The 21,205-nt window shown below is 32.9% G+C and carries 16 protein-coding genes; 3 read left to right on the forward strand and 13 right to left on the reverse strand.

Annotated features, from left to right (window positions below):
- Nucleotides 1-5 precede the first annotated feature (5 nt).
- The 11 genes from LQ679_RS06410 to LQ679_RS06460 form a co-directional block, all read right to left on the reverse strand.
- Nucleotides 6-1,313, reverse strand: a complete 1,308-nt coding sequence (locus LQ679_RS06410) for a purine-cytosine permease family protein (RefSeq protein ID WP_239762285.1) — start codon at nucleotides 1,311-1,313, stop codon at nucleotides 6-8.
- Nucleotides 1,314-1,325: 12 nt separating this feature from the next.
- Nucleotides 1,326-3,002 (reverse strand): hydantoinase B/oxoprolinase family protein, encoded by a 1,677-nt coding sequence (locus LQ679_RS06415; protein ID WP_204188230.1) that lies wholly within the window; start codon nucleotides 3,000-3,002, stop codon nucleotides 1,326-1,328.
- Nucleotides 2,992-5,040, reverse strand: coding sequence for a hydantoinase/oxoprolinase family protein (locus LQ679_RS06420; RefSeq protein ID WP_204188231.1), 2,049 nt, complete (start codon nucleotides 5,038-5,040; stop codon nucleotides 2,992-2,994). Before LQ679_RS06420 ends, LQ679_RS06415 begins: the two co-directional genes overlap by 11 nt.
- A gap of 19 nt (nucleotides 5,041-5,059) precedes the next feature.
- Nucleotides 5,060-5,599, reverse strand: a complete 540-nt coding sequence (locus tag LQ679_RS06425; protein WP_204188232.1) for a helix-turn-helix domain-containing protein — start codon at nucleotides 5,597-5,599, stop codon at nucleotides 5,060-5,062.
- Nucleotides 5,600-5,757: 158 nt separating this feature from the next.
- Nucleotides 5,758-7,326 carry a hypothetical protein gene (locus LQ679_RS06430; protein WP_204188233.1) on the reverse strand — a complete coding sequence of 523 codons (1,569 nt, stop codon included), beginning with the start codon at nucleotides 7,324-7,326 and terminating at the stop codon, nucleotides 5,758-5,760.
- A gap of 173 nt (nucleotides 7,327-7,499) precedes the next feature.
- Complete coding sequence (locus LQ679_RS06435; protein WP_037589187.1) at nucleotides 7,500-8,807, reverse strand: CitMHS family transporter; 1,308 nt, start codon at nucleotides 8,805-8,807, stop codon at nucleotides 7,500-7,502.
- Nucleotides 8,808-8,957: 150 nt separating this feature from the next.
- Nucleotides 8,958-10,202: an aminoacyltransferase gene (locus LQ679_RS06440; RefSeq protein ID WP_126476564.1), complete on the reverse strand. Its 1,245-nt coding sequence runs from the start codon at nucleotides 10,200-10,202 to the stop codon at nucleotides 8,958-8,960.
- Between the two features lie 168 nt (nucleotides 10,203-10,370).
- On the reverse strand, nucleotides 10,371-10,883 hold the full coding sequence (locus LQ679_RS06445; RefSeq protein ID WP_058612126.1) for a YfiT family bacillithiol transferase: 513 nt from the start codon (nucleotides 10,881-10,883) through the stop codon (nucleotides 10,371-10,373).
- A gap of 150 nt (nucleotides 10,884-11,033) precedes the next feature.
- Nucleotides 11,034-13,370, reverse strand: coding sequence for an immune inhibitor A domain-containing protein (locus tag LQ679_RS06450; RefSeq protein WP_126476590.1), 2,337 nt, complete (start codon nucleotides 13,368-13,370; stop codon nucleotides 11,034-11,036).
- A gap of 178 nt (nucleotides 13,371-13,548) precedes the next feature.
- Nucleotides 13,549-14,067 (reverse strand): transcription repressor NadR, encoded by a 519-nt coding sequence (locus tag LQ679_RS06455; protein WP_126476565.1) that lies wholly within the window; start codon nucleotides 14,065-14,067, stop codon nucleotides 13,549-13,551.
- Nucleotide 14,068: 1 nt separating this feature from the next.
- A complete protein-coding gene (locus LQ679_RS06460; RefSeq protein ID WP_239762286.1) occupies nucleotides 14,069-15,160 on the reverse strand; it encodes a cysteine desulfurase family protein in 1,092 nt (363 codons plus the stop codon).
- 88 nt (nucleotides 15,161-15,248) lie between these two features.
- Here LQ679_RS06460 and LQ679_RS06465 point away from each other — a divergent pair, with 88 nt between their 5' ends.
- Genes LQ679_RS06465 through nadA form a run of 3 tightly spaced genes read left to right on the forward strand, consistent with a single transcriptional unit; the run spans nucleotide 15,249 to nucleotide 18,708 of the window.
- Entirely contained in the window at nucleotides 15,249-16,823 is a 1,575-nt protein-coding gene (locus tag LQ679_RS06465) for an L-aspartate oxidase (protein WP_239762287.1), read from the forward strand.
- Nucleotides 16,774-17,607: a carboxylating nicotinate-nucleotide diphosphorylase gene (gene nadC, locus LQ679_RS06470; RefSeq protein WP_025907548.1), complete on the forward strand. Its 834-nt coding sequence runs from the start codon at nucleotides 16,774-16,776 to the stop codon at nucleotides 17,605-17,607. The genes LQ679_RS06465 and nadC overlap by 50 nt, the downstream gene beginning before the upstream one ends.
- Nucleotides 17,608-18,708: a quinolinate synthase NadA gene (gene nadA, locus LQ679_RS06475; protein WP_204187717.1), complete on the forward strand. Its 1,101-nt coding sequence runs from the start codon at nucleotides 17,608-17,610 to the stop codon at nucleotides 18,706-18,708.
- A 53-nt stretch (nucleotides 18,709-18,761) separates the two neighbouring features.
- On the opposite strand, the gene fadH is transcribed toward nadA, so the two are convergent.
- Both fadH and LQ679_RS14895 read right to left on the reverse strand, forming a co-directional pair.
- A complete protein-coding gene (gene fadH, locus LQ679_RS06480; protein WP_048540465.1) occupies nucleotides 18,762-19,526 on the reverse strand; it encodes a 2,4-dienoyl-CoA reductase in 765 nt (254 codons plus the stop codon).
- 184 nt (nucleotides 19,527-19,710) lie between these two features.
- A complete protein-coding gene (locus LQ679_RS14895; protein WP_345772994.1) occupies nucleotides 19,711-21,051 on the reverse strand; it encodes a hypothetical protein in 1,341 nt (446 codons plus the stop codon).
- Nucleotides 21,052-21,205 lie beyond the last annotated feature (154 nt).

Below are 21,205 nucleotides of genomic sequence, written 5' to 3' on the forward strand. Positions count from 1 at the left end.
TATTTTTATTTCCATTTCTCAGGTGTAAATGCATCTGGTTTAATCATTGCTTTAATTCTCATCAGTATATAGTATGAAATCATTGTTACTACTAAAGATTGAATTGCTGGTAAACCCATTTCATGTACATATTGTGTATAGTAACCGACTAGCATACCTATAATCATTGCGATGGTCGCAAGTATGTTCCAACCTTTTACACTTTCCCATTCTTGATTCCTTACAATAAAGAAATCAAGGAACATGATACCTGCTATAGCTGGATATACAATTGCTGTGAAATTCAAGAAATCTGTGAAATAGTCCAGTATACCTGCAAGTGCAACTGCTATTGCAATAAGTGTTCCAATAAGCGTTAATATTTGTCTACCTCTATGAGAATTTACATTCAATAAGTTTGAAAATGCTAATCCCATACTGTAATTGTTCACCAATTGACTTGTCCATGTAGCAAACCAAAGAATTAAAAATCCCCATACTGGGAATCCTAGACCCATCATAACTTGTACTATATCTGGTTCACCAACTCCAACTGACATAACAGCACCTACAATAAAAAGCGGTGCTCCTACAGCTACAATCCCCAATGGAATTAGAATATTATCTTTCCAAGTGGGTTTAGCATATCTTGTATAGTCTGCTCCAATTACCCATTGAGAAACATTAACTCCAATAATTAAACTTATCGCTGCGAAAATTGTCATTTTTGGTTCAGGTTGCCAATTTAGCAACTTATCTAAACCAGTATTATTTAACGCATAATATATTCCGCCTATTACCAATAGCAAACCTGCTGGTACTGCAATATAATCTGTCCATTTCATAGATTGATAACCTATTATTGAAGGTGCTGCAAAAAGCAAACCTGCTACAATCGTAATAATTGCCCAAATTATCCAATCTTTTTGATAGTCTATTCCTAACATAGCTGATATTGCATTACCCGCCACGGCAGTTTGTAATGCCCACCAACCTAATGAAACAATAAATATTGTACCACCTGCAATTAACCTTGCTTGCACATCTCCAAAACTATTTTTCGCTATAACAGATGATGGTCTACCAGTTTTTGCACCGATATAACCATTAATTGTATTTCCTATCCATTGAAATACTACCATTGCCAATAATGTGATCCACACAATATGAATCAATTTGAATGATCCTGCCAAAGATGCACCAACCATCAGGACCGGAATCGTAAATTCTAGTCCCCCAAATATTACTGCAGGTGTAGTCCAATGTTGTCTTTGTGATTCAGGTACACTTTCAAGTGGATTATCTGATTTTGAAAAGCTATTATTTTCACTCATAGGCATCTCCCTTTATGGATTATAATGATAATGTTCCTTAGCTTGTTCTAGAGTTATATATTCATTTTTAATATCATTTTCAATTAAGTTTTTAGGTCTGTTTTCAGGTTTACCAAAACCGCCTCCCGTAGCAGTTCTTAATATAACTTTGTCACCTTTATTAAGTGGATATTGATTATACTTACCAAATGGACCGTCTATTTCTCCATTCGCTTTTTCAATTAAAAATTCATTATTAGAACCTTCTTTACCACCGTCTACTCCCCAAGTGTTTTGTTTGTGATGTCCAAAACTACCTGTAAAGAATTGCCCATCAGTTAGGGCCTTATATGTTCTTATTACACCTGGTCCACCTCTAAATTCACCTGCTCCAGTTCCATCTGTACGCATACTATATTCTTCAACTTGAACACCATAAGTATTTTCAGCAATTTCGATTGGGACATTAAATGTTTCACCATCTGAAATACAAAATTGTCCAGTATCTCCATCAAAGCTATTTGAGGCTCCCCATCCCCCTACTGATGGTTCAACTATCAAGAAATTACCATCTTTATCCGGATGTTTACCTCCCATAATAACGACACAAACTGAGAGAATATGACCTGCTGTTAGTCTATCAGGAATTACTGGTGCCAGAACTTTCCATATAGTTTCTGTTCCATATAACATTGATTCCCAATACATCGATACTGGTGCAGGTCTTTGAGCAGAAATTATAGATCCTTCATCCGTAATTATCTTCAACGGTCTAAAAGCACCATCATTAACTTCTTGAGAAGGATTTGTTATAGCTAAGAAAATAGTTCTAACCGCTGATACCAACCCTGTATAAGAACTATTAATTGGTCCTTGTACCTGTTTAGAAGATCCTCTAAAATCACAAATAAATTCATTTTCAGTAATTGTTAATTTCAATTTTATTGGTATTGGATTTTCTGAAATTCCATCGTCATCTATCCATTCTTCTATTTCGTATGTACCTTGAGGTAACTTTGATATTTCATTTATAGTTAATTTTTCACCTTGGTCAAGAAAACGTTCCATACTTTCAAGGATAGATTCAGTAGTGTACTTGTTACATAAACCTTGAATACGCTTTTCACCAGTCTTTAATGAAGCAATTTGAGCTCTCATATCACCAATCGATAATTCAGGGAATCTCACATTAGATTCGATAAGTTTTACTAGCGCTTTGTTTTCAATTCCTTTATCAAATAATTTTATACATGGAAATTGTAATCCTTCTTGATATACATCTGTAGAATTTGTTGACATCGATCCAGTATCCTTGCCACCAACCTCAGTCCAGTGTGCTTTATTAGCAACAAATGCTACAAGTTCACCATTTTGAAATATAGGCAATACTAGTCCAACATCACACAAATGAGAACCTCCACCTTCATATGGGTCATTAATTAAGAAGACATCTCCTTCATTGATATCATCACCATATACTTTCAATGTCTCTTTTACCATGAAAGAAAGCATACCTATAAATCCAGTCACACCATTTCCTAAAGTAACAAGTTCACCTTTTTTATTTGTTAAACCACAAGCATAATCTAATACTTCATATATTATTGGACTCATTGAAGTTCTTGCTAAAGCTATGAACATTTCTTCTCCTGTAGATATTAACGAATCTTTTATCACTTCATATGTGAATGGATCTGTTTTATAACTCATAATTATCTCCTCCAATATGAATAATTAAATTTCCATATGCATCCTTAGTTGCAATATCTTTTGCATTCAAAGGAATAGTAGTTGATTTCTCTTCAATGATTGCTGGTCCATCGATTTTTTCATTTACTTTAATAAACGCTCTATCGTATACCTTAACCTTTTTCCAACCTTCAGCTTCAAAATAAACATCACGTTCTTCTTTAATCGGATTACCTTCTGAAACTGATATTTTTTTCATTGTTGGTTTATCTATTTTTCCAATCACACTAACTTTCAAATTAACAATTTCCGTTCCATTTTCTTCCAATGAATACGTGTAAAGTTGTTCGTGTTTTTTATGGAAAGCTTGAATAATTTCTGTTAAATTATTTTCATCTATTTCGTCAAAAGGGACAGTAATTTCAACAGGATGGTCTTGACCTTCATATCTTAAATCTATAGATTTAGTTACAATCATTTTACTATTATCAATATTTTCATTTTTTAAGGTAGTCTTAGCTTCATGAATTAATTCATCATATTTATGATTTATCTCTGAATAATTTATCTCTTTTGTATTGGTTAAGTATGTTTGCGCATAATCATGTCTTAGATCAGACATAAGCATTCCCCAAGAAGCAAAAACGCTAGAAGTAGCAGGAACAATCACTTTTTTAACTCCTAATTCACGCGCTAAATCTTGTGAATGCATTGGTCCGCCTCCTCCAATAGCAACCATTGTAAAATCACGAGGATCATAACCTTTACGAACAGAAATTAATTTCAACGCGTTCAACATATTAGAATTAGCAATTTTCACTATTCCCATAGCTGCATCATCTAAATTAACCTCTAAGTGTTTAGATATATATTTATTAAATTGTTCCTGTAATTCATTAATTTTAATATTTGTATCAAAATTAGAAATATTTAATCTTCCTAATAGTAAATTAGCATCTGTCGTAGTAGGTTCTGTTCCACCTTTACCATAAGCAATTGGACCAGGTTCAGCTCCAGCAGATTTTGGACCAACTTTAATTGAACCGCCATCATCAAACCAAGCAATCGATCCTCCACCATTTCCAATTTCAACGATATCTACTACTGGTACTTTCATAGGATAGCCAGCATAATTATTTGTTTTCTCTAAATGATAATCTGTACTTACTTTTACATGATTATTTTCAATTAAAGAACATTTAGCTGTTGTCCCACCAATATCCAGTACGATCAAGTTATCTTCACCTATCATTTCACCTAGAACAGCTGCTCCAAAAATACCTGAAACAGGTCCAGATTCAACCATATTTATTGGAGCTATTTTGGCATGCTCAAACGTACTTGTACCGCCATTTGATTGCATAACATAATTTTGACTACTAGAGCTATTTTCAATAATATTATTTTCTAGATTTGTTAAATACGCATTAGCTATAGGTTTCACATATGCATTCAGAACAGCTGTTGAAGTACGTTCATACTCTCTCCATTCATTATTCAATTCTGTAGAATACGTAGTTAAAAAATCCGGATAATTCTCATTAATATAAGCAGCTATTTTTTTCTCATGGTCGTTATTCAAATAACTATGTAAAAGTGAAATAGCTACAGCTTTTACATTTTCTTCTATAAAATAATTCATTATTTCATCTATCTCATCAAAATTCACACCATTAATAACTTCACCTTTATAATTAAGTCGCTCTGAAACCTCACGACGTAAATGTCTCTCAACAATTGGCGCCGGTTTCTTATACCTAACATTAAATAAGTCAGGACGATTTCCGCGTGCTATCTCAAGTACATCTCTAAATCCTTTAGTTGTAATCAAACCTGTTTTTACGCCATTTTTCTCGGTTAATGCATTAATTACAATAGTTGTCCCGTGAATAAACATATCAATGTCTTTCAAGCTAATATTTGCCTGATTCAGTACATTGAAAATGCCCTCTTCAAAATTTTTAGGTGTTGTATCTGATTTGCCAACTACTATATTCCCATCACTGTCTAACGCTACTAAATCTGTAAATGTACCTCCAATATCTGTAGCAACTCTCATAATCATGCCCCTTTCATTCTTAGAATATTTTAGGTGTAACTACACTTAATATTACTGTCGGAGTTTGAGATTCATTAATATAATAATGATTCAAATTGGAAGGAAAATGCATTATTTCACCTTGGTTAACAACATATTTTAAATCATCCACATAAAAGGTTAATTCACCTTCAATTATGTAATACATTTCTTCACCTTCATGTCGAGAAACTTCACTATGATCATTCGGATAAATTTTGATCATAAAATTCTCTAGTTTTCGATTTTCAAAATCACTAGAAATACGAATAAAGTCTTGGTGTGACCGATTTATCTTAAACGAATCTTGTTTACTAGGGATAATATGAAAATCCCTTTCCGTTCTAGGTTTAAAAAATGAAGTAATATCAACATTCAAAGCCTCAGCTATCTTACTTAATGAAGTAATTGCAATTGAAGATTCTCCCCTTTCAACCTGTGATAAAAAACTTGTAGACAAGCCAGTAACACTACTTAATTGCTTCAAGGTTTGATTGTTTTTTAATCTAAAATGTTTAATCATACTCCCGATTTCTTCCATAAAAATAACCTTCCTTTTACAGTATTAGTGTAATTTATAACAATATAACACAATCGATACTTAATATAAAGAATTTTCAGAATAATGTAGATAAAAAAAGGCTATCCAAAATTAAAATTTTGTCTAGCCTTTCTATTCCAGTCCGTATTGTTCTCTTATTATTTCCCTTTTACAAAAACTACTTTTCGTTTACTCCGCTTCATTTTACCGTTTTGATCTACAAATTGATAATTCGTGAGTACAGTATTTGTCGTTTTGACCAGTTTAATATTATTAATGGTTGAAACTTTCTCTGTAATGGCAAAGAAGTTAAACATATATTTATACTTGCCTGAATCGTTTTTAAATTTCATATATCTTTTTTTATTTTTATTTACTTTATATACCGCAACGACTCTGCCATCACAAGGATGTATGCCGATAATATAATTGACTTTTTTAGCTACTTTTTCACTGATTTCTAATCGTGTAACGATTTCTTTTTTTATAGTTTTTGAAGTTGTTGAATACGTTAATGATGCTGGTATGTTATTTTCTTTACTATCTATGCGCAACTTTACAATGAGTATGTTATAGTGCCCTAGTTCATTAATATCAATATATTGAATATCTGTATGATGTTGGATTGTATTGAAATCTCCATATATTTTTGCATTAATTTCATCGTTGTCCACTTGAAATCCATTTGTATAATTATACATTTGATTATAGGATACAACCCCTCCATAATTGACTGGACTAAATACTGTATATTGATTGAGCATTGTCTTTACAGTGATTTGTGCTTCTCTTTCTGTTATATCCGTCATAAATACGACTGGTGTGATATACGATGAATTTTCTATATATGCCTTTGATTGTTTGTGACTATTGATGATAGGAATCTTATCAATATCCTGTGCAGTCAAATTTCCTTGGTGATATCCTATGTATAAAAGCGCATTTTGTTCATTATCCAGTAGTCCATATACGTAATACTGACTAAATGCTTTAATATTCTCCATTTGCAGTAGTATTTCATTGTCTTTATCACTTTGAATGTTAAGTTTCTCAGGTACTTTAAAATTTTCATATAATGTTTCTGAAAAATCATCTTCATACTTCTGATAATATAATGAATCAAATCTCTCTAATAACTTTATCCCGGAATTTCGTACATATACAACTGACTTTCTCGTATGCTCATATAATTCACTTGCAAGTAAATTTTGTACATAAAGTGACCTTAAAATTTTCTGTGTATATTTATCTATATCTTTTACTTCGATAAAAATTTTTCCTTCATTAATTTCTTGTTCAAATGTTACTTTATGTTTAAAGTGCTTATAATCTCCTTTAGGAATTTTGACTAATATTTTACTTCTATGATGTGGTATAGATCTAACTGATTTTAGTACAAAATAATGATGATAACTAAAATAAGTCCAAGCCGCACTTTTTAAATATTGTTTGATGCTATTCATCATACTTTCCACATCTCTATAGCGATCATAATAAACGCTATAAAGTGACTTAAGTGTCCCTTTTCTTTTATGATCACTAATACGAAATGTAATCCATTGATGTGATTCTGTATTGAGCAATGTTACATAATACGAATGCTTATTACTTGAGAATGTTAAAGATAATAATATCTCATCCGGTTTCAGCAAATTTTTAATTTCTGTTTCAAGAATTTTTGAAAATTCTTTGCTATGTGTATTAACAAAATCTTTACCGTATAACATATAAACCATCCCTCGTTTTAAACAATTATATATTAAGATTTTATTATTTCTTTATTTATATATCATAGCAAAATTTTTATATTAAATGTATGAATATTTATACTTTATTCCATAAACAAACTCAGAAATCCATAAATTAGATTTCTGAGTTTGTTCAATCTTAGATCATTCTATTAAAACGAAATAACGCCTATTATCCCAGCAACAAATATCATAAATACTGAGGAACCTATTGCCCATTTCATAACAACTTTTTGGTTTGTACCATAATCTATGCCTAACATACCTACTAATAAATAACCGGCAGCGTATAGTGGACTTAATACGTGTAATGGTTGTCCGAGTATTGAAGCTCTTGCCATTTCAGCTTTTGCGACACCGAATTGTTGGGCAGATTCTGCTAAGATTGGCAAAATACCATAATAAAATGGATCATTAGCCATAAAGTATGTGAATGGCATACTTAATATTGCGGTAATAAGTGCGAAATGATTACCCATTGATTCAGGAATAACATTTACTAATGCTTTTGCCATCTCATCTACCATTTCTGTACCATTCATAACCCCTGTGAAAATTCCAGAAGCAAACACTAAACCTACAACTGCTAATACATTCCCTGCATGACGTTTAATTAATTCAGATTGCACTTCAAGGCTTGGATAATTGATTAGTAATGCAGTCGCAAAACCAATCATGAATAATACTGGAATTGGTAAGAAACCTGTAATCAATGCGATTAGTAATAATATAGTTAAAAGTGCATTAACAATAACAATTTTTGGTCTTAATAATGCTTTTTCATCTTCATCTGTACCATTAGAATTATGCATTTCATCAAGTGTTAAACTTAAATGATTTTTAATACCGACTCTTCTTCTTTCTTTAACACCTAATACGTAAGCTGCAAATACAGCGAATAATATACCAGCTATCATTACTGGAATAATCGGTGTAAATACTTCTTCAGTCGTTAACTGTAGAGAAGAAATCGCTCTTGCAGTTGGACCACCCCATGGCGTCATATTCATAACACCAATAGATAGCAATGCTAACGTTGATAATATGTATAAATTCATGCCCATTTTCTTATATAAAGGCAGCATAGCCGTAACGGTAATAATAAACGTTGTCGTGCCATCTCCATCTAACGCAACTAGTGATGCTAAAGCAACTGTTCCAATTGTAATCTTAACTGGATCACCTTTAACAGCTTTCATAATTGCTTCAATAACAGGATTAAATAATCCTGCGTCAATCATAACCCCAAAGTATAAAATTGCGAATACGAGCATAATACCCGTTGGTGCTACTGTTAATAGTCCATCCACCATATATTCGCCTAATTTAGAATAGAATCCCCCAATCAGTCCGAAAACTGTTGGCACTATAATTAATGCTGCTAAAGCTGACATCTTTTTGCTCATAATGAGAATCATAAAAATGATAACCATTATAAATCCAAGTATTGCCAAATTCATGTTGTAGTACCCCCTCTATTGTATTTTATAATTGTAAGCGTTTTTATAAATATTCGCAATAGACTATTTTAAAAATTTTCAGAATATTAATAACCTTATTCTAATATACAAAAAAACCGTCCAATTTTTGGACGGCTTCTTTGCTAGATTTTACGATCTATTCAAAAGTTTATATAATTTATAAAATACTGGTCGGATAGGCTTAATAAAATCACCAATTAATTCTTCTACATGCCCATTAAATCCACTTTTGAATTTAATAACACCCGCATCTTCTGCGTTTTCTGTAAAATCACCCGTAATACCATAAAAGTTATAACGGTCTATATGGTGTTCTTTAGCAAATTTAATCATTTCCCATTGAAGTTTGTATGCTCCCATAAATCTATTAAATTTAGGATTAGATCCGCTAGATAAATAGTACACTTCATGGTCATTATAAATATAGAGTGCTGCTGCTAAATTAAGTATGTCACCTTCTATACCTCTTAAAATTTCGCTTTCTTTTATTTTTCCTTCAATACTATTTAGCTTTTTCTCATTTTCTTGCTTTCTCGTCTTATTCTTTTTAGAATTTGGACTTTCTTTTAAAGCTTCTTCGATACTTGTTCTTTCTATATTTAATTTTTCTTTCTCAAAAATCAAATTACTAATATAATCATTCAAGTCTATATAAGCAAGCTTTATACATGATTTACCTTTGTACATTTCTAGCATTTTTTTGAAATACGCTTCATCTCTAAAAGAAAAGCCGTGTTTTTCTTCTGCCATTTGAAATAAACTGTAAAATAAACTCACTTCTGAAACTGGTAACTCTCGTACTTTCACACCCATCTCTTCAGTCTTCTTAATATTTCGTCTTGTCTTATATTCCATATCATTTAAGACGTCATCTAGAGATTTATTTTTAAGATCTAATACCGAAATCCACCTAATTTGTCGTTTATCTGAATAACCTATGCTATATCCTTCATGCTTGTAACCGAGTTTATCCAAATTATGAATCAAAGCCCGATTATTATTCGACTTCAAAATTTCTCCACTATGATTTCTAATATTCTCAATAACATATGGATCTACAAGTACAAATAAACAATTTCTTTTTCTTAAATATTTAGTTAAATTCTCAAAGAAAAAATTAACAAGCTCTATATTGTTGTAATCCATTACCGGACCTCTATGACTATAGAAATATTTAAAGAACTTTAAAGACTGTGCTTCTGTTAATAAACATGCAGCAATGATATTTTGCTGACTGTCTTTTACCCCAACTAAATGACAGTCGGCATTTGTAAGATTTCGATAATTATATTGTTCAGCCGATTGCGTATAATGCGAAAAATGCCCCTTCACAAATAAATCAAATTCCTCAACTTCCAAATTTACAAATTCCACAACAAATTCCCCCATAATTGTATATCTACTTACAATAATACACCAATTATGGAATTAAATGTAACTTATAATAAGATTATTCCACTTTAATATGTTTGATAAAAAAATCTAAACACTATTGTATTTTATATAAAAAACCGCCCAAATATTATTTGGGCGGTAATGTGATTAATTATTTAAAGCTAATTTAATATGTGCTAAATGATGTTCTTCATGCCATGATAATTTCGCAATTTTAAAAGCTACTGTTGTTTCACCATTATCTTCATGAATGAATGCGCGTTTCAGCTGTTCTTCAGACAAACTTCGTCCTACTGCAACAATCCGTTCGTTTATACCTTCTAACATTCTAAGAGAACATTCGATAGGTAATTCATTATCTGGTAATTCAATCCATTTTTCTTGATCAAATCCAACTATTGTCGGCTTTCTATCATCGGTTAAAGCAATCTTCAAACGTTGATACATATTCAATTGAGAATCGGCTATATGGTGGACAAGCTGTCTAACTGTCCAACTACCTTCTCTATACTTTTTCTTTAATGCTTCATCGTTTAATCCATCAACAACTTTTCTTAATCGATTTGCGTAGTTACCAATCTCATCTAACCACTGATTAATATCATTCATTGTTACTTTTTCAGGTAATTCTAATTCTCCAATCGGAAATCTTACATCCACAATAATCACCCTTTTCATTAGATTAAATTCACCTTTATTATAGGTTATATTTACTATGAATGAAAATTAAACAGGTTGAGTGGTTAAGTAATTGATTAATTTTCAAAAAAACAGGAACACCCCTTGGCGTTCCTGTTATAAGATTCATATTTATTTTGTAATTTTCACTTTACCTACTGAGTTGTCTTTACTTTTTGCTGATACTTCAAATTTCAAGCCATTATTCGGTAATAATACACCCGCATCTTTTTGTCCTTGGTTTGAGTAATCTTGACTATCATCGAATACAGGATTTTTCTTCGTTTTATTATCATGTAATTTATAGCCGTCTTCGTTTTTCAATTTTAATTTAGGTTGGTGATCTAAACTAAATGCTGCGTCTCTAATTTGGAATTGTGTTGTTGCTGGATCATCAGCTACTCCTTTTTTCTTCCAATTCAATGCATTTTGGTCAGCATCTACAACGCTTATGAAACCTTGTCCTTGGTGTGAACTTACGTTGTTATCTGAGAAACTCTTATCAACGTACCAAACTGTTAAACCTTTGTTGTAAGACATTGTTCCGCCACCGCGTTTAATGTGTTGTAATCCTTTATCTGGTCCTGTAAAGTTTCTCCATTGTAATAAATAGTAGTTCTCATCATATCTATTGCCATCACTTTGTTCAAAGCCTTGTAAATCAAATTTCGCTTTATTTTCTGCATTATCACTGAAGATTTTTTGTCCATCTTCTGAAGTTACTCTAACTTTATCGACAAACCAACCTGGGTTTGTTTCAAATTTATCTGTTACATATAAGAATCTTAATTTTACTTTTTTGCCATCGTATTTTGATAAATCAAATTTAGCATTTACATATCCTTCAGACTGACCATCAATACCATTTCCTTGGTTCTGACCACTCTCTGATGGATCATCATTGTTCGTAATATTACCTGCTACGTTTTCCCAATTTTGACCATCGTCTGTAGATACTTGAACGTAACCATAGTCAAATCCTTGTTCTATATCATACCAAGTCTTAAATTTCAGCTTACTTGATTTAGCAGAACTTAAATCTAATGCTGTTTCCATTGAATATTGTGAATCATCATCTGCGCCACTCCAATATGCTTTCTTACCTTGAAATGGTTTTTGAATTAAAGTAGATTTGTCAGGGAGCTTAACTTTAATTGCATCATTGTTTGTTCCTTTAGTAGATGCTTCATCTATAAGTTCTGACGTTTCACCTTTAAATTCAGATGCGTTGATTTCATTACCTGTTTGCCAATTACCACCATGTAATTGTTGAAGCATTTCTTTCATGTATGGATCAAATCCAGTCGGTTCAGTACCTGGAACAGTACCTGCCCAACTACCTGATGACATAATAGACCAGAATGAAACAGGTTCACCTTTACCTGAATACTCAGTATCATATTCATCTGGTAATCCTAAATCATGTCCGAATTCATGAGAGAACACACCTGCTGCTCCATCTTCAGGTTGAACTGTGTAATCAATTGCTGCTAATTTCCCATCAAATTGATCAAGCCCAGAATCAGTGCCTGGAATTGTATAAGGTTCACCTTTATCATCAATATCAAGTGACCATCTATGTGACCAAATAGCATCTGTTCCTAATTTACCGCCACCTGATTCTTCACCAGGTCCTGCATGTACAATCATAATGTGATCGATAATACCATCTTTCTCATCATAAACGCCGTCACCATCAATATCATCACGATCCCATTGATCATAATCGCTTAAATTAATATCTGGATCTTTCGCTGCTTGTTCTAGCGCTTCTTTAATCAATTCTTTCGGTTTACCATCACTGCCACTTTCGTCTGGCACATTTCCACCATAATAACTTGCAGGATGTTTAGCTTTATACCAACCGTGCACTTTTCCATCTATATCATAACTACCACCAGATTGGTTTTTGTAATACTGTTTCATACTCATTAAATTCTCGCCATTTGGACCTTTATAACCATTTTCTCCAAATACCATATCTTGAAAATGCGAAACTGTATAATCATCATAGTACATATCCGTTTCATCTTTTTTAATTGAATTGTGTGGATAGTCTGGAAATTCCATCGCTAGTACTAACACTTTATCTTGTCGTACTTTACCTTTATATTTTTCTTCTTCAACATTATCAACACGTTTACCGTTGTTTTTCTTTTTATACATTTCTTTTTGATTCTTATTCATCTGTCCTTGACGCTTACCATTATTCCCCTTGTTGTACTTCTTATCAAAAAGTCCTTTATTCGGTATGTATTTTTGGTGATATTGTTCACCTTTGCCATCCATATACTCTCTGATTTTTTCATTTTTCTGTTCAGGTGTTTCGGTTGATTCAATGACGCCTTCTTTTTCTAATGTTTCGAGTAACCTGTCTTCATTTGGTGCGACACTATTTGCAGATGCTTGAGTAGCAAATGCAGGTAGTGCAATCAGAGCACTTAATGAAGCAACTGATAACTTTTTCATAAATAAATTCACTTTTAAAAATCCCCCTTATTTATCTAATCTATATACATTATATACATATTCCCATAAAATAGTAGTAAGAATTCAAAAAAATCTAATTTTTCTTTTTAATATATCTAAATAATTTACCTCCGTATAATTTTACTTTATGAAAAATTATACGGAGGTATATTGTTAGTTATTCTATAATAAAATGATGTTCTTTCAAGTCCCTTACAGCATTGTCTAAAATCTTTTCAGTGTGTGCAGAAATTGTATGTAAATGAAGGTTATCTGTTAAATGTGCTAACATTTGTCCTTCAAACTTTTCCATTTCGCTTATAAATTTAGATAAATCTTCGTACGTTTCAATCATTAGATCCGCTTTAATACTGCCATACACTGGATGATCAATCGCAACATCATCAATCATTGCCCCGTTATCCAATATTAACTTTAACTCTTCTTCCATTCGGTCATTATCATGTTGGCAAACAATGACACGTTTATATCTTTTACCGCATTGTACATTATTAACAACATAACCACGACTTGTTGAATCAATATTATAATTTTGTGATTTCAATATAGAAATATCTTTCACAATAATCTGTCTCGAAATATCGAATTGTTGACTCAGTTGTTTACCGCTAATCGGTTCATCTGAAGATTCGAGTAATTGTAAAATTTGTTCTCTTCTTTTAAAAGGGTTATTCATTTCACTGATCTCCTCTTATAGCTGTTTTTAAATGGTGCAAACAAGTATCTATGTCATTTCTAGTCGTAAATTTTCCAATAGATAAACGTATATATTGGTCATACGTTTTCTCAGGTATTGAATCTATTTTAACTTGTAAACCACTACTTAACAATGCGCCATGACCACATGCAGTGCCTGTTGAAACACATATATTTCTATTCGACAAATATTGCATAATATATTGTCCTTCATATATCGGTGTTAATACTGCAATAATATGTGGTGCTTGCGCTTTGTAAACAATAGGTGTAAATGATAAGTCATTTAATTGTTCAATGAAGTATTGTTGTAAAGTATGCATCTCGTCAATACTTGGTGACATTGATAATGCTTTTGTCATCGCGATAATACTTGTTGAATCTATTGTACCATTTTGTGTATACATTTCATGAAAATAATGTTGATTTAAAGGCTTTACATACTCATGATTCATCATTAACACACCTGATCCTTTTGTACCGTGAAACTTATGTCCTGAAAAAGCGTATGAACTGAATAATTTTACATTAATATCATTTAATTTATGAACTGCTTGTACGCCATCAACATGCATTGGAACATTGTAATCCAGCGCTATTTGACCTATTTCTTCAACAGGTAGTATATATCCAGTCTCAGAATTAACATGTTGTGCAATGATGAGCATAACATCATCTGTCATTATGGCAGCCGTCTGTTCTAAATCTATTTCTCCATTGTTGTCTAAAGGCAACATAATGATATCAAATTCATCTTGATAAGCTTCTAAAGCGGCATGTATAGAGGGGTGTTCATAAGGTGAAACGAGTACTTTACCGCCCTCCTTCTCTTTCAAAAAACTATGTATCGCAATTTCATTTGCATGAGAACCGCTTCTTGTATAAATCACTTCTTTATCTGTTGAAAAGTAATCCTTTATAAATTGTTTACACTCCTCCAACAACTGTCTAGTATGTACACCACCTATATGTAAACTTTCACTATTGTAATATGCTTCGCGTTGTATATCTTGATAGACATCCATCACTTGGCTATCAATCATTGTAGTTGATGCATTATCTAAATAAATCAATTATAATCCCCCTCTTGTTATTTACGCTCTCTTGTGTCAATATATTGTATATAAAATGATAACATATATGTAAAGTAAGGTGTAAACTTTGAGAAAAGTAATTGTAGTCGGTTCTGGCATCGCTGCATTAGCAGCTATACAGTCATTTAATGAGCAAACTGAAATTTATTGCATTACGAAAGATAAACTAAATCAACATAACAGTTCACTAGCTCAAGGTGGGATTTGTTGTTCTCAATACGAACATGACAATGGCCATGCGCATATTGTAGATACGTATAAAGCTGGCAATGAAATTGGAGATATTGATGTTATACAATCCATCATCCAACATAGTCATCGTTACATTGAGCAACTCATTCTAAATGGATTGAATTTTGATACGATTACCAATCAACATGTTTTAGATTTTGCGATGGAAGGTGCGCACACTCGACCACGCATATTACATATTGGTGGTGATCAAACGGGTAAATATTTAACGCACCATTTGATGAATCAATTATCATCCAAGAATATAAAGATTTATGAAGAAACTGAAGTAATCGACTTGTTGAAAGATACAGAACATGCTGTTTGTGGTGTACGTGCACTTGATAAACATGGACAACAACTTGATATCATAGCCCATGATGTCATTTTGGCTACAGGTGGTTACAGCAATTTATTCCCTACTCATTCCAGTGCGTCCAGTTCAATAAGTTCAGGGCATGTTATCTCACATCATCACGGCATTCCTTTAAGACATATGGAAATGATTCAATTTCATCCAACTTTACTTGGTACACCCGGTCAAACATTCGGTCTAGTTTCTGAAGCAGTACGAGGTAATGGTGGTATTTTAGTCAATAGTCTCGGGGAGCATTTTATGGAAGACAAACACCCTTTAGGAAGTCTCGCTCCGAGAGATGTGACAAGTAGAGCCATCTTTCAGCAACAACAACTTGGTCATCAATGCTTTATCAATATTGAACAAGTTGAAGCATTTTCTAATAGATTTCCAACGATTTATCAAAGCGTCATTGAACATTTTCCAGATGAATATGCTCATCATCTCATTCCTATTACACCAGGTGCACACTATACAATGGGTGGCGTAAAAACTGATATTTATGGTCGAACGAACTTGAACCACTTTTACGTTATAGGAGAAGCGAGTAACACAAATTTTCATGGTGCAAATCGTCTAGCAAGTAATTCCTTACTTGAAGCACTTGTTATGGGACATCTTTGCGGGGAAACTATTCATCAATCTGAAATAAGAGATATTCATATTAGTGAATCTGAGCAACTGCATATTCCTAAAATAAGTGATGAAGACATACAAGGTCTTCGTCAACAAACTTTTAAAGTGTTAGGTATAGAGCGTAATGGTCCAGACATCACAGCTTACTTAAATAACATACAAGATTGTCTTAGCAATGCGGTGACTTTAGCTGAATGGACTCAATCAGATTGGCAGAAATATATAGAAGTAAAGACTTTAGAAATGATCTGTTTATCAGCTTTAAGTCGTTCGGAATCACGTGGTGTCCACTATAGATTAGATTATCCGAATACTGAACCAACACTACAACATACTGATATCGAAATACTAATGGAGGATTCAATTCATGCTAAACAAGTTATACGTCCAAGAAAAACTCAAACAATTTTACCTTGAAGATAACCATTATGGTGATTTGTCTTCAAGCTTATTCGACGCCACTCAACAAGGTACATTAACACTTTTAAGTAAATCAGAAGGCATATTTTGTGGTGAAATGATCATTCAAGAAAGTTTTAAACTGCTTGATGATGCTATAACCACCACTTTGTTCGTTCAAGACGGTACATTCATAGAGAAGGGTCAGAAGCTCGCTGTTATTGAAGGTAGCATTTCGATCCTCTTGACGATGGAACGCATCACTTTAAATTTAATTCAAAGAATGTCCGGTATCGCTACAGCTACACATGAAATCGTCCAAAAAGTTCAGCATACAAATGTCAAAATTGTAGATACGAGAAAGACAACGCCAGGATTAGGTATGTTTGAGAAACATTCAGTATTTATTGGTGGTGGCTATAATCACCGTCGGACGCTTAATGACGGATTAATGTTAAAGGACAACCATATCAGTTTCAGTCTATCGATTCGTGAACTTGTTTCTAAAGCTAAGCAACATATCGGACCTATGGATAAAATCGAAATAGAAATTGAAGATGAACATACTTTAGATGAAGCCATTTTATCCAATGTGAATATCATCATGTTTGATAATTGCAAACCAGATTGGATCAAAGCACATATCACAAAAGTGCCTGAACATATACAAACTGAAGCATCCGGTAACATCAACATTAAAAATGTTGTCGATTACGCTGAAACGGGTGTCGATTATATTTCTATAGGTTCGTTATTTTATGAGCAACATGCATTAGATATCTCTGCAAAGGTGGTTATATAAATGATTAATCTTACAATTGAGAATGCCCAATCTATTCCTGAAAAGTACATAAAAATGTCTCATCAAGAACTTGAAGACAAAATTAAATCCATTAAAGCTTCATTAGGTGAACGTTTATTTATGCCAACGCATCACTATCAAAAAAATGAAGTTGCTCAATTTGCTGATATTATGGGTGACTCGCTTGAACTTGCACGTATTTGTAAAGAGAATACAAAGGCTCAATATTTCGTCTTTAATGGTGTGCATTTTATGGCTGAAACTGCTGACATCTTGACTGACGATAATCAAGATATTTACTTACCTGATTTATCTGCAGGTTGCTCTATGGCAGATATGGCGAATATTGAACAAGCGCTTCATGGCTATGATATATTAACGAATCGTTTAGGTGATAATATTCTACCGCTTACTTATGTGAACTCGACTGCTGCAATCAAAAAATTCGTCGGAGAAAATGGTGGCTCATGTGTGACAAGTGGTAATGCTGACAGTGTGATTCAATGGGCTTTAGATCAAGATAAACGTATATTATTTTTGCCTGATCAACATTTAGGTCGTAATACCGCTTATAAATTAGGCATTAAACTTGAAGAAATGGCTGTCTGGGATCCTATACAAAAGAAACTGGACTTCGACGGTCGTGATGAAGATATTAGAATCATCTTATGGAAGGGACATTGCTCTGTTCATGAAAAGTTCTACCCCATTCATATAGATCAAGCGCGACAAAAAGATCCAGACGTGAATGTTATTGTACATCCAGAGTGTCAATTTGATATTGTCCAAATGGCAGACTATGCAGGTTCAACTAAATATATTATCGACAAAATAAAAAATGCGCCAAAAGGTTCTCACTGGGTGATTGGTACTGAGATGAACCTCGTGCAACGTTTAAAAGAAACATATACAGATATTACAATTGAATCACTTAATCCACTTATGTGTTCATGCTTAACAATGAATAGAATTGACTTACCTCATCTCGCATGGTGCTTAGATAAAATCATTGCCGGAGATCAATCAAACATTATTAAAGTAGATAAAGAAACATCGCATTTTGCGAAACAATCATTAGAACGTATGTTAAGTATCGTTTAATAAAAAAATAACCTTTCACCTATAATACATTCGAGGTGAAAGGTTATTTAATATTAAAATGGATTTCGATTTAACCACTGACCGCCATCCATTGTGATACAATCGCCATTGATATAAGCCGCTTCATCTGAGAATAAAAATCTTGCTAATCCTGCAATTTCTTCAGGTTGGCCCATTCTACCTACAGGAACACTATCTAACGTTTGTTGTCTGGCATCTTCAGATAACGTTAACTTCTTAGCACCACCTGTATTATCAATCGGTCCAGGTGCAATGGCATTAACTGTAATACCGTATTTACTTCCCCATTCAACTGCTAATGTTCTCGTCATAGCAAGCACACCTGCTTTGGCACTTGCTGAATGTATAACTCCTGCACCAGCTGTCCATGAATATGTTGCTACAATATTCAATATACGACCTTTATGACCACTCTTAATCCATTCTTTACCTACTGCTTGCGAACAATAAAAAGTCCCATTTAATACAATATCAATAACTGAATTCCAACCGTTATAAGATAAATCTTCAGCTGCACAAATGAAATTTCCTGCTGCATTATTGACTAATCCGTCTATTTTACCAAATGTTTTAATCGTTTCATCTACTGTATACTGAACACGTTCTGGATCACGTACGTCCATATCAATACATAATACTTGTCCTTCTTCTTGTTCTATATCCTTTTTCGCTTCTTCAAGTCTTTCAAGTGAGCGTCCAGTTATGACAACTTTTGCACCATCTGCAGCAAATCTCGTTGCCATCGCTTTACCCATACCACTGCTACCACCCGTTACAATGATCACTTTATCCTTCATATATATTCTCCTCATATTTACTATATTAAAATACTTGCGTTTAGTAATCGCTTACATACAGTGTACAATAAGTTGCAATAAAGGACAATTAAACAGAAGTTACACATTACATAAAGCTTTAAAAAATATTTATTAGTATAATAAAAAGACCTTTGAACGTTACGCTCAAAGGTCTTTCAATATATTAATATCCTGATCCGACTTCTTCTCCATCTTCATCATACTCAGTCACTTTGCCGTCATCATCTATAATATACGAACCTGCTAAATTGCCATCTTTATCTTCAAATGAGAAGCCCCATTTACCTTCATCTGTCTTCTCAGGCTCTTTAAACGTATATTTATCTGTATCTAACGTTTCACCTTCATACGATTCTACTTTATCAATAACATTCTCTCGTGTTACTTTTTCAGAATTACTATCCTCATCTGAAACATCATCATCCATAGAAGATGATCCATCAAACATTTTCACAGTTCTTTCTATTTGTTCGTCAGACGCATCATAAAGCTTAACAACTTTCGGATTGCTTAAAATCTTTTCAGACTCTTTTTGAGAGTAATCATCATCTTCTGTCCATCTTTCATCATGAAAATGTGAAGGCACATTATAAATAGAAATCGTACCATCTCCATTATTCTTATATACAACATGTCCAGCAGCAGTAGGATAACCTGCCAAACGATACACACCTTTAGGATATTTCACCGTATTTGCTTTGTTATACGGATTTAAATACTCACCCTCAAGATTATTAAATTCAAGCTCTGCATTCATTTCACTTTCATCCATATTTCGATAACTCGGTAAAGCCGTTAACCATACCTTCGCGTAGTATTCATCACTATTTACATTCTCGTTAGAATTGTTATCCTCATCTGAATCATCATAACTAGAAGGTAATGGATCTACATACTCAATCTTACTTGCTACATTAGAAACTTTGCGATTATCTTTATATTTCTTATATAAATCAGCAATGTTCAAACGATCTACTGTTCCATTATCTATGACATCATTAAAATCTTGAACAGCACTTTGTGTTTTAATATATACAACTTCATCCTTATTTACACCGACTATTGTCGCATAGCTACCTTTAGTAGCATTCAAACTATAGAACTTCATACCATTTGGTTTGTTTTTCATCTTATTTAGTTCCGGACTTTCAGCAAGTTCTAACGTATCAATATTACGTTCTTTCTTCTCACCAGCTCCAAAAGTTTGCGTATATTTTCCAGATAATAATTCATCACCTGTTACAATATCATCTTCAACACTAGGATCTAACATAGCCATCGCAATACTCTGTTGTTCAGTGATATTCGATTCATCTTTAATTCCACTTTCATTACTATTATCCTCATTGTTTGATGAATCATTAGACTGATTATCTTGTGATTCACCCTTTTGAGCATTTTCAGATGACTTGTCATCATTTGAATCTCCACCAATACTAATCGTACAACCACTCAATATCACAACCGACATAAGTACAAGACCAGAGAACAGCTGCTTCTTCAAAAGAATCACTCCCTTGTTAATTTATAATATATTCGCTAAATAATTTTAAATAAGTTATATACATGTTCTTTACTATTGTAACAAATACAATGTAAATTGAAATGTATTCAGAGATATTTCACTGATACTTTTAATATAATCGTTATATTTTAAA

The organism is Mammaliicoccus sp. I-M35, from assembly GCF_022386455.1.
GTDB classification, from domain to species: domain Bacteria; phylum Bacillota; class Bacilli; order Staphylococcales; family Staphylococcaceae; genus Mammaliicoccus; species Mammaliicoccus sciuri_A.

Coding starts and splice junctions, on each gene's coding strand:
- LQ679_RS06410 (WP_239762285.1), bottom strand. CDS start 1,313: ATGAGTGAAAATAATAGCTTTTCAAAATCAGATAATCCACTTGAAAGT.
- LQ679_RS06415 (WP_204188230.1), bottom strand. CDS start 3,002: ATGAGTTATAAAACAGATCCATTCACATATGAAGTGATAAAAGATTCG.
- LQ679_RS06420 (WP_204188231.1), bottom strand. CDS start 5,040: ATGAGAGTTGCTACAGATATTGGAGGTACATTTACAGATTTAGTAGCG.
- LQ679_RS06425 (WP_204188232.1), bottom strand. CDS start 5,599: ATGGAAGAAATCGGGAGTATGATTAAACATTTTAGATTAAAAAACAAT.
- LQ679_RS06430 (WP_204188233.1), bottom strand. CDS start 7,326: ATGTTATACGGTAAAGATTTTGTTAATACACATAGCAAAGAATTTTCA.
- LQ679_RS06435 (WP_037589187.1), bottom strand. CDS start 8,807: ATGAATTTGGCAATACTTGGATTTATAATGGTTATCATTTTTATGATT.
- LQ679_RS06450 (WP_126476590.1), bottom strand. CDS start 13,370: ATGAAAAAGTTATCAGTTGCTTCATTAAGTGCTCTGATTGCACTACCT.
- LQ679_RS06455 (WP_126476565.1), bottom strand. CDS start 14,067: ATGAATAACCCTTTTAAAAGAAGAGAACAAATTTTACAATTACTCGAA.
- nadC (WP_025907548.1), top strand. CDS start 16,774: ATGCTAAACAAGTTATACGTCCAAGAAAAACTCAAACAATTTTACCTT.
- nadA (WP_204187717.1), top strand. CDS start 17,608: ATGATTAATCTTACAATTGAGAATGCCCAATCTATTCCTGAAAAGTAC.
- fadH (WP_048540465.1), bottom strand. CDS start 19,526: ATGAAGGATAAAGTGATCATTGTAACGGGTGGTAGCAGTGGTATGGGT.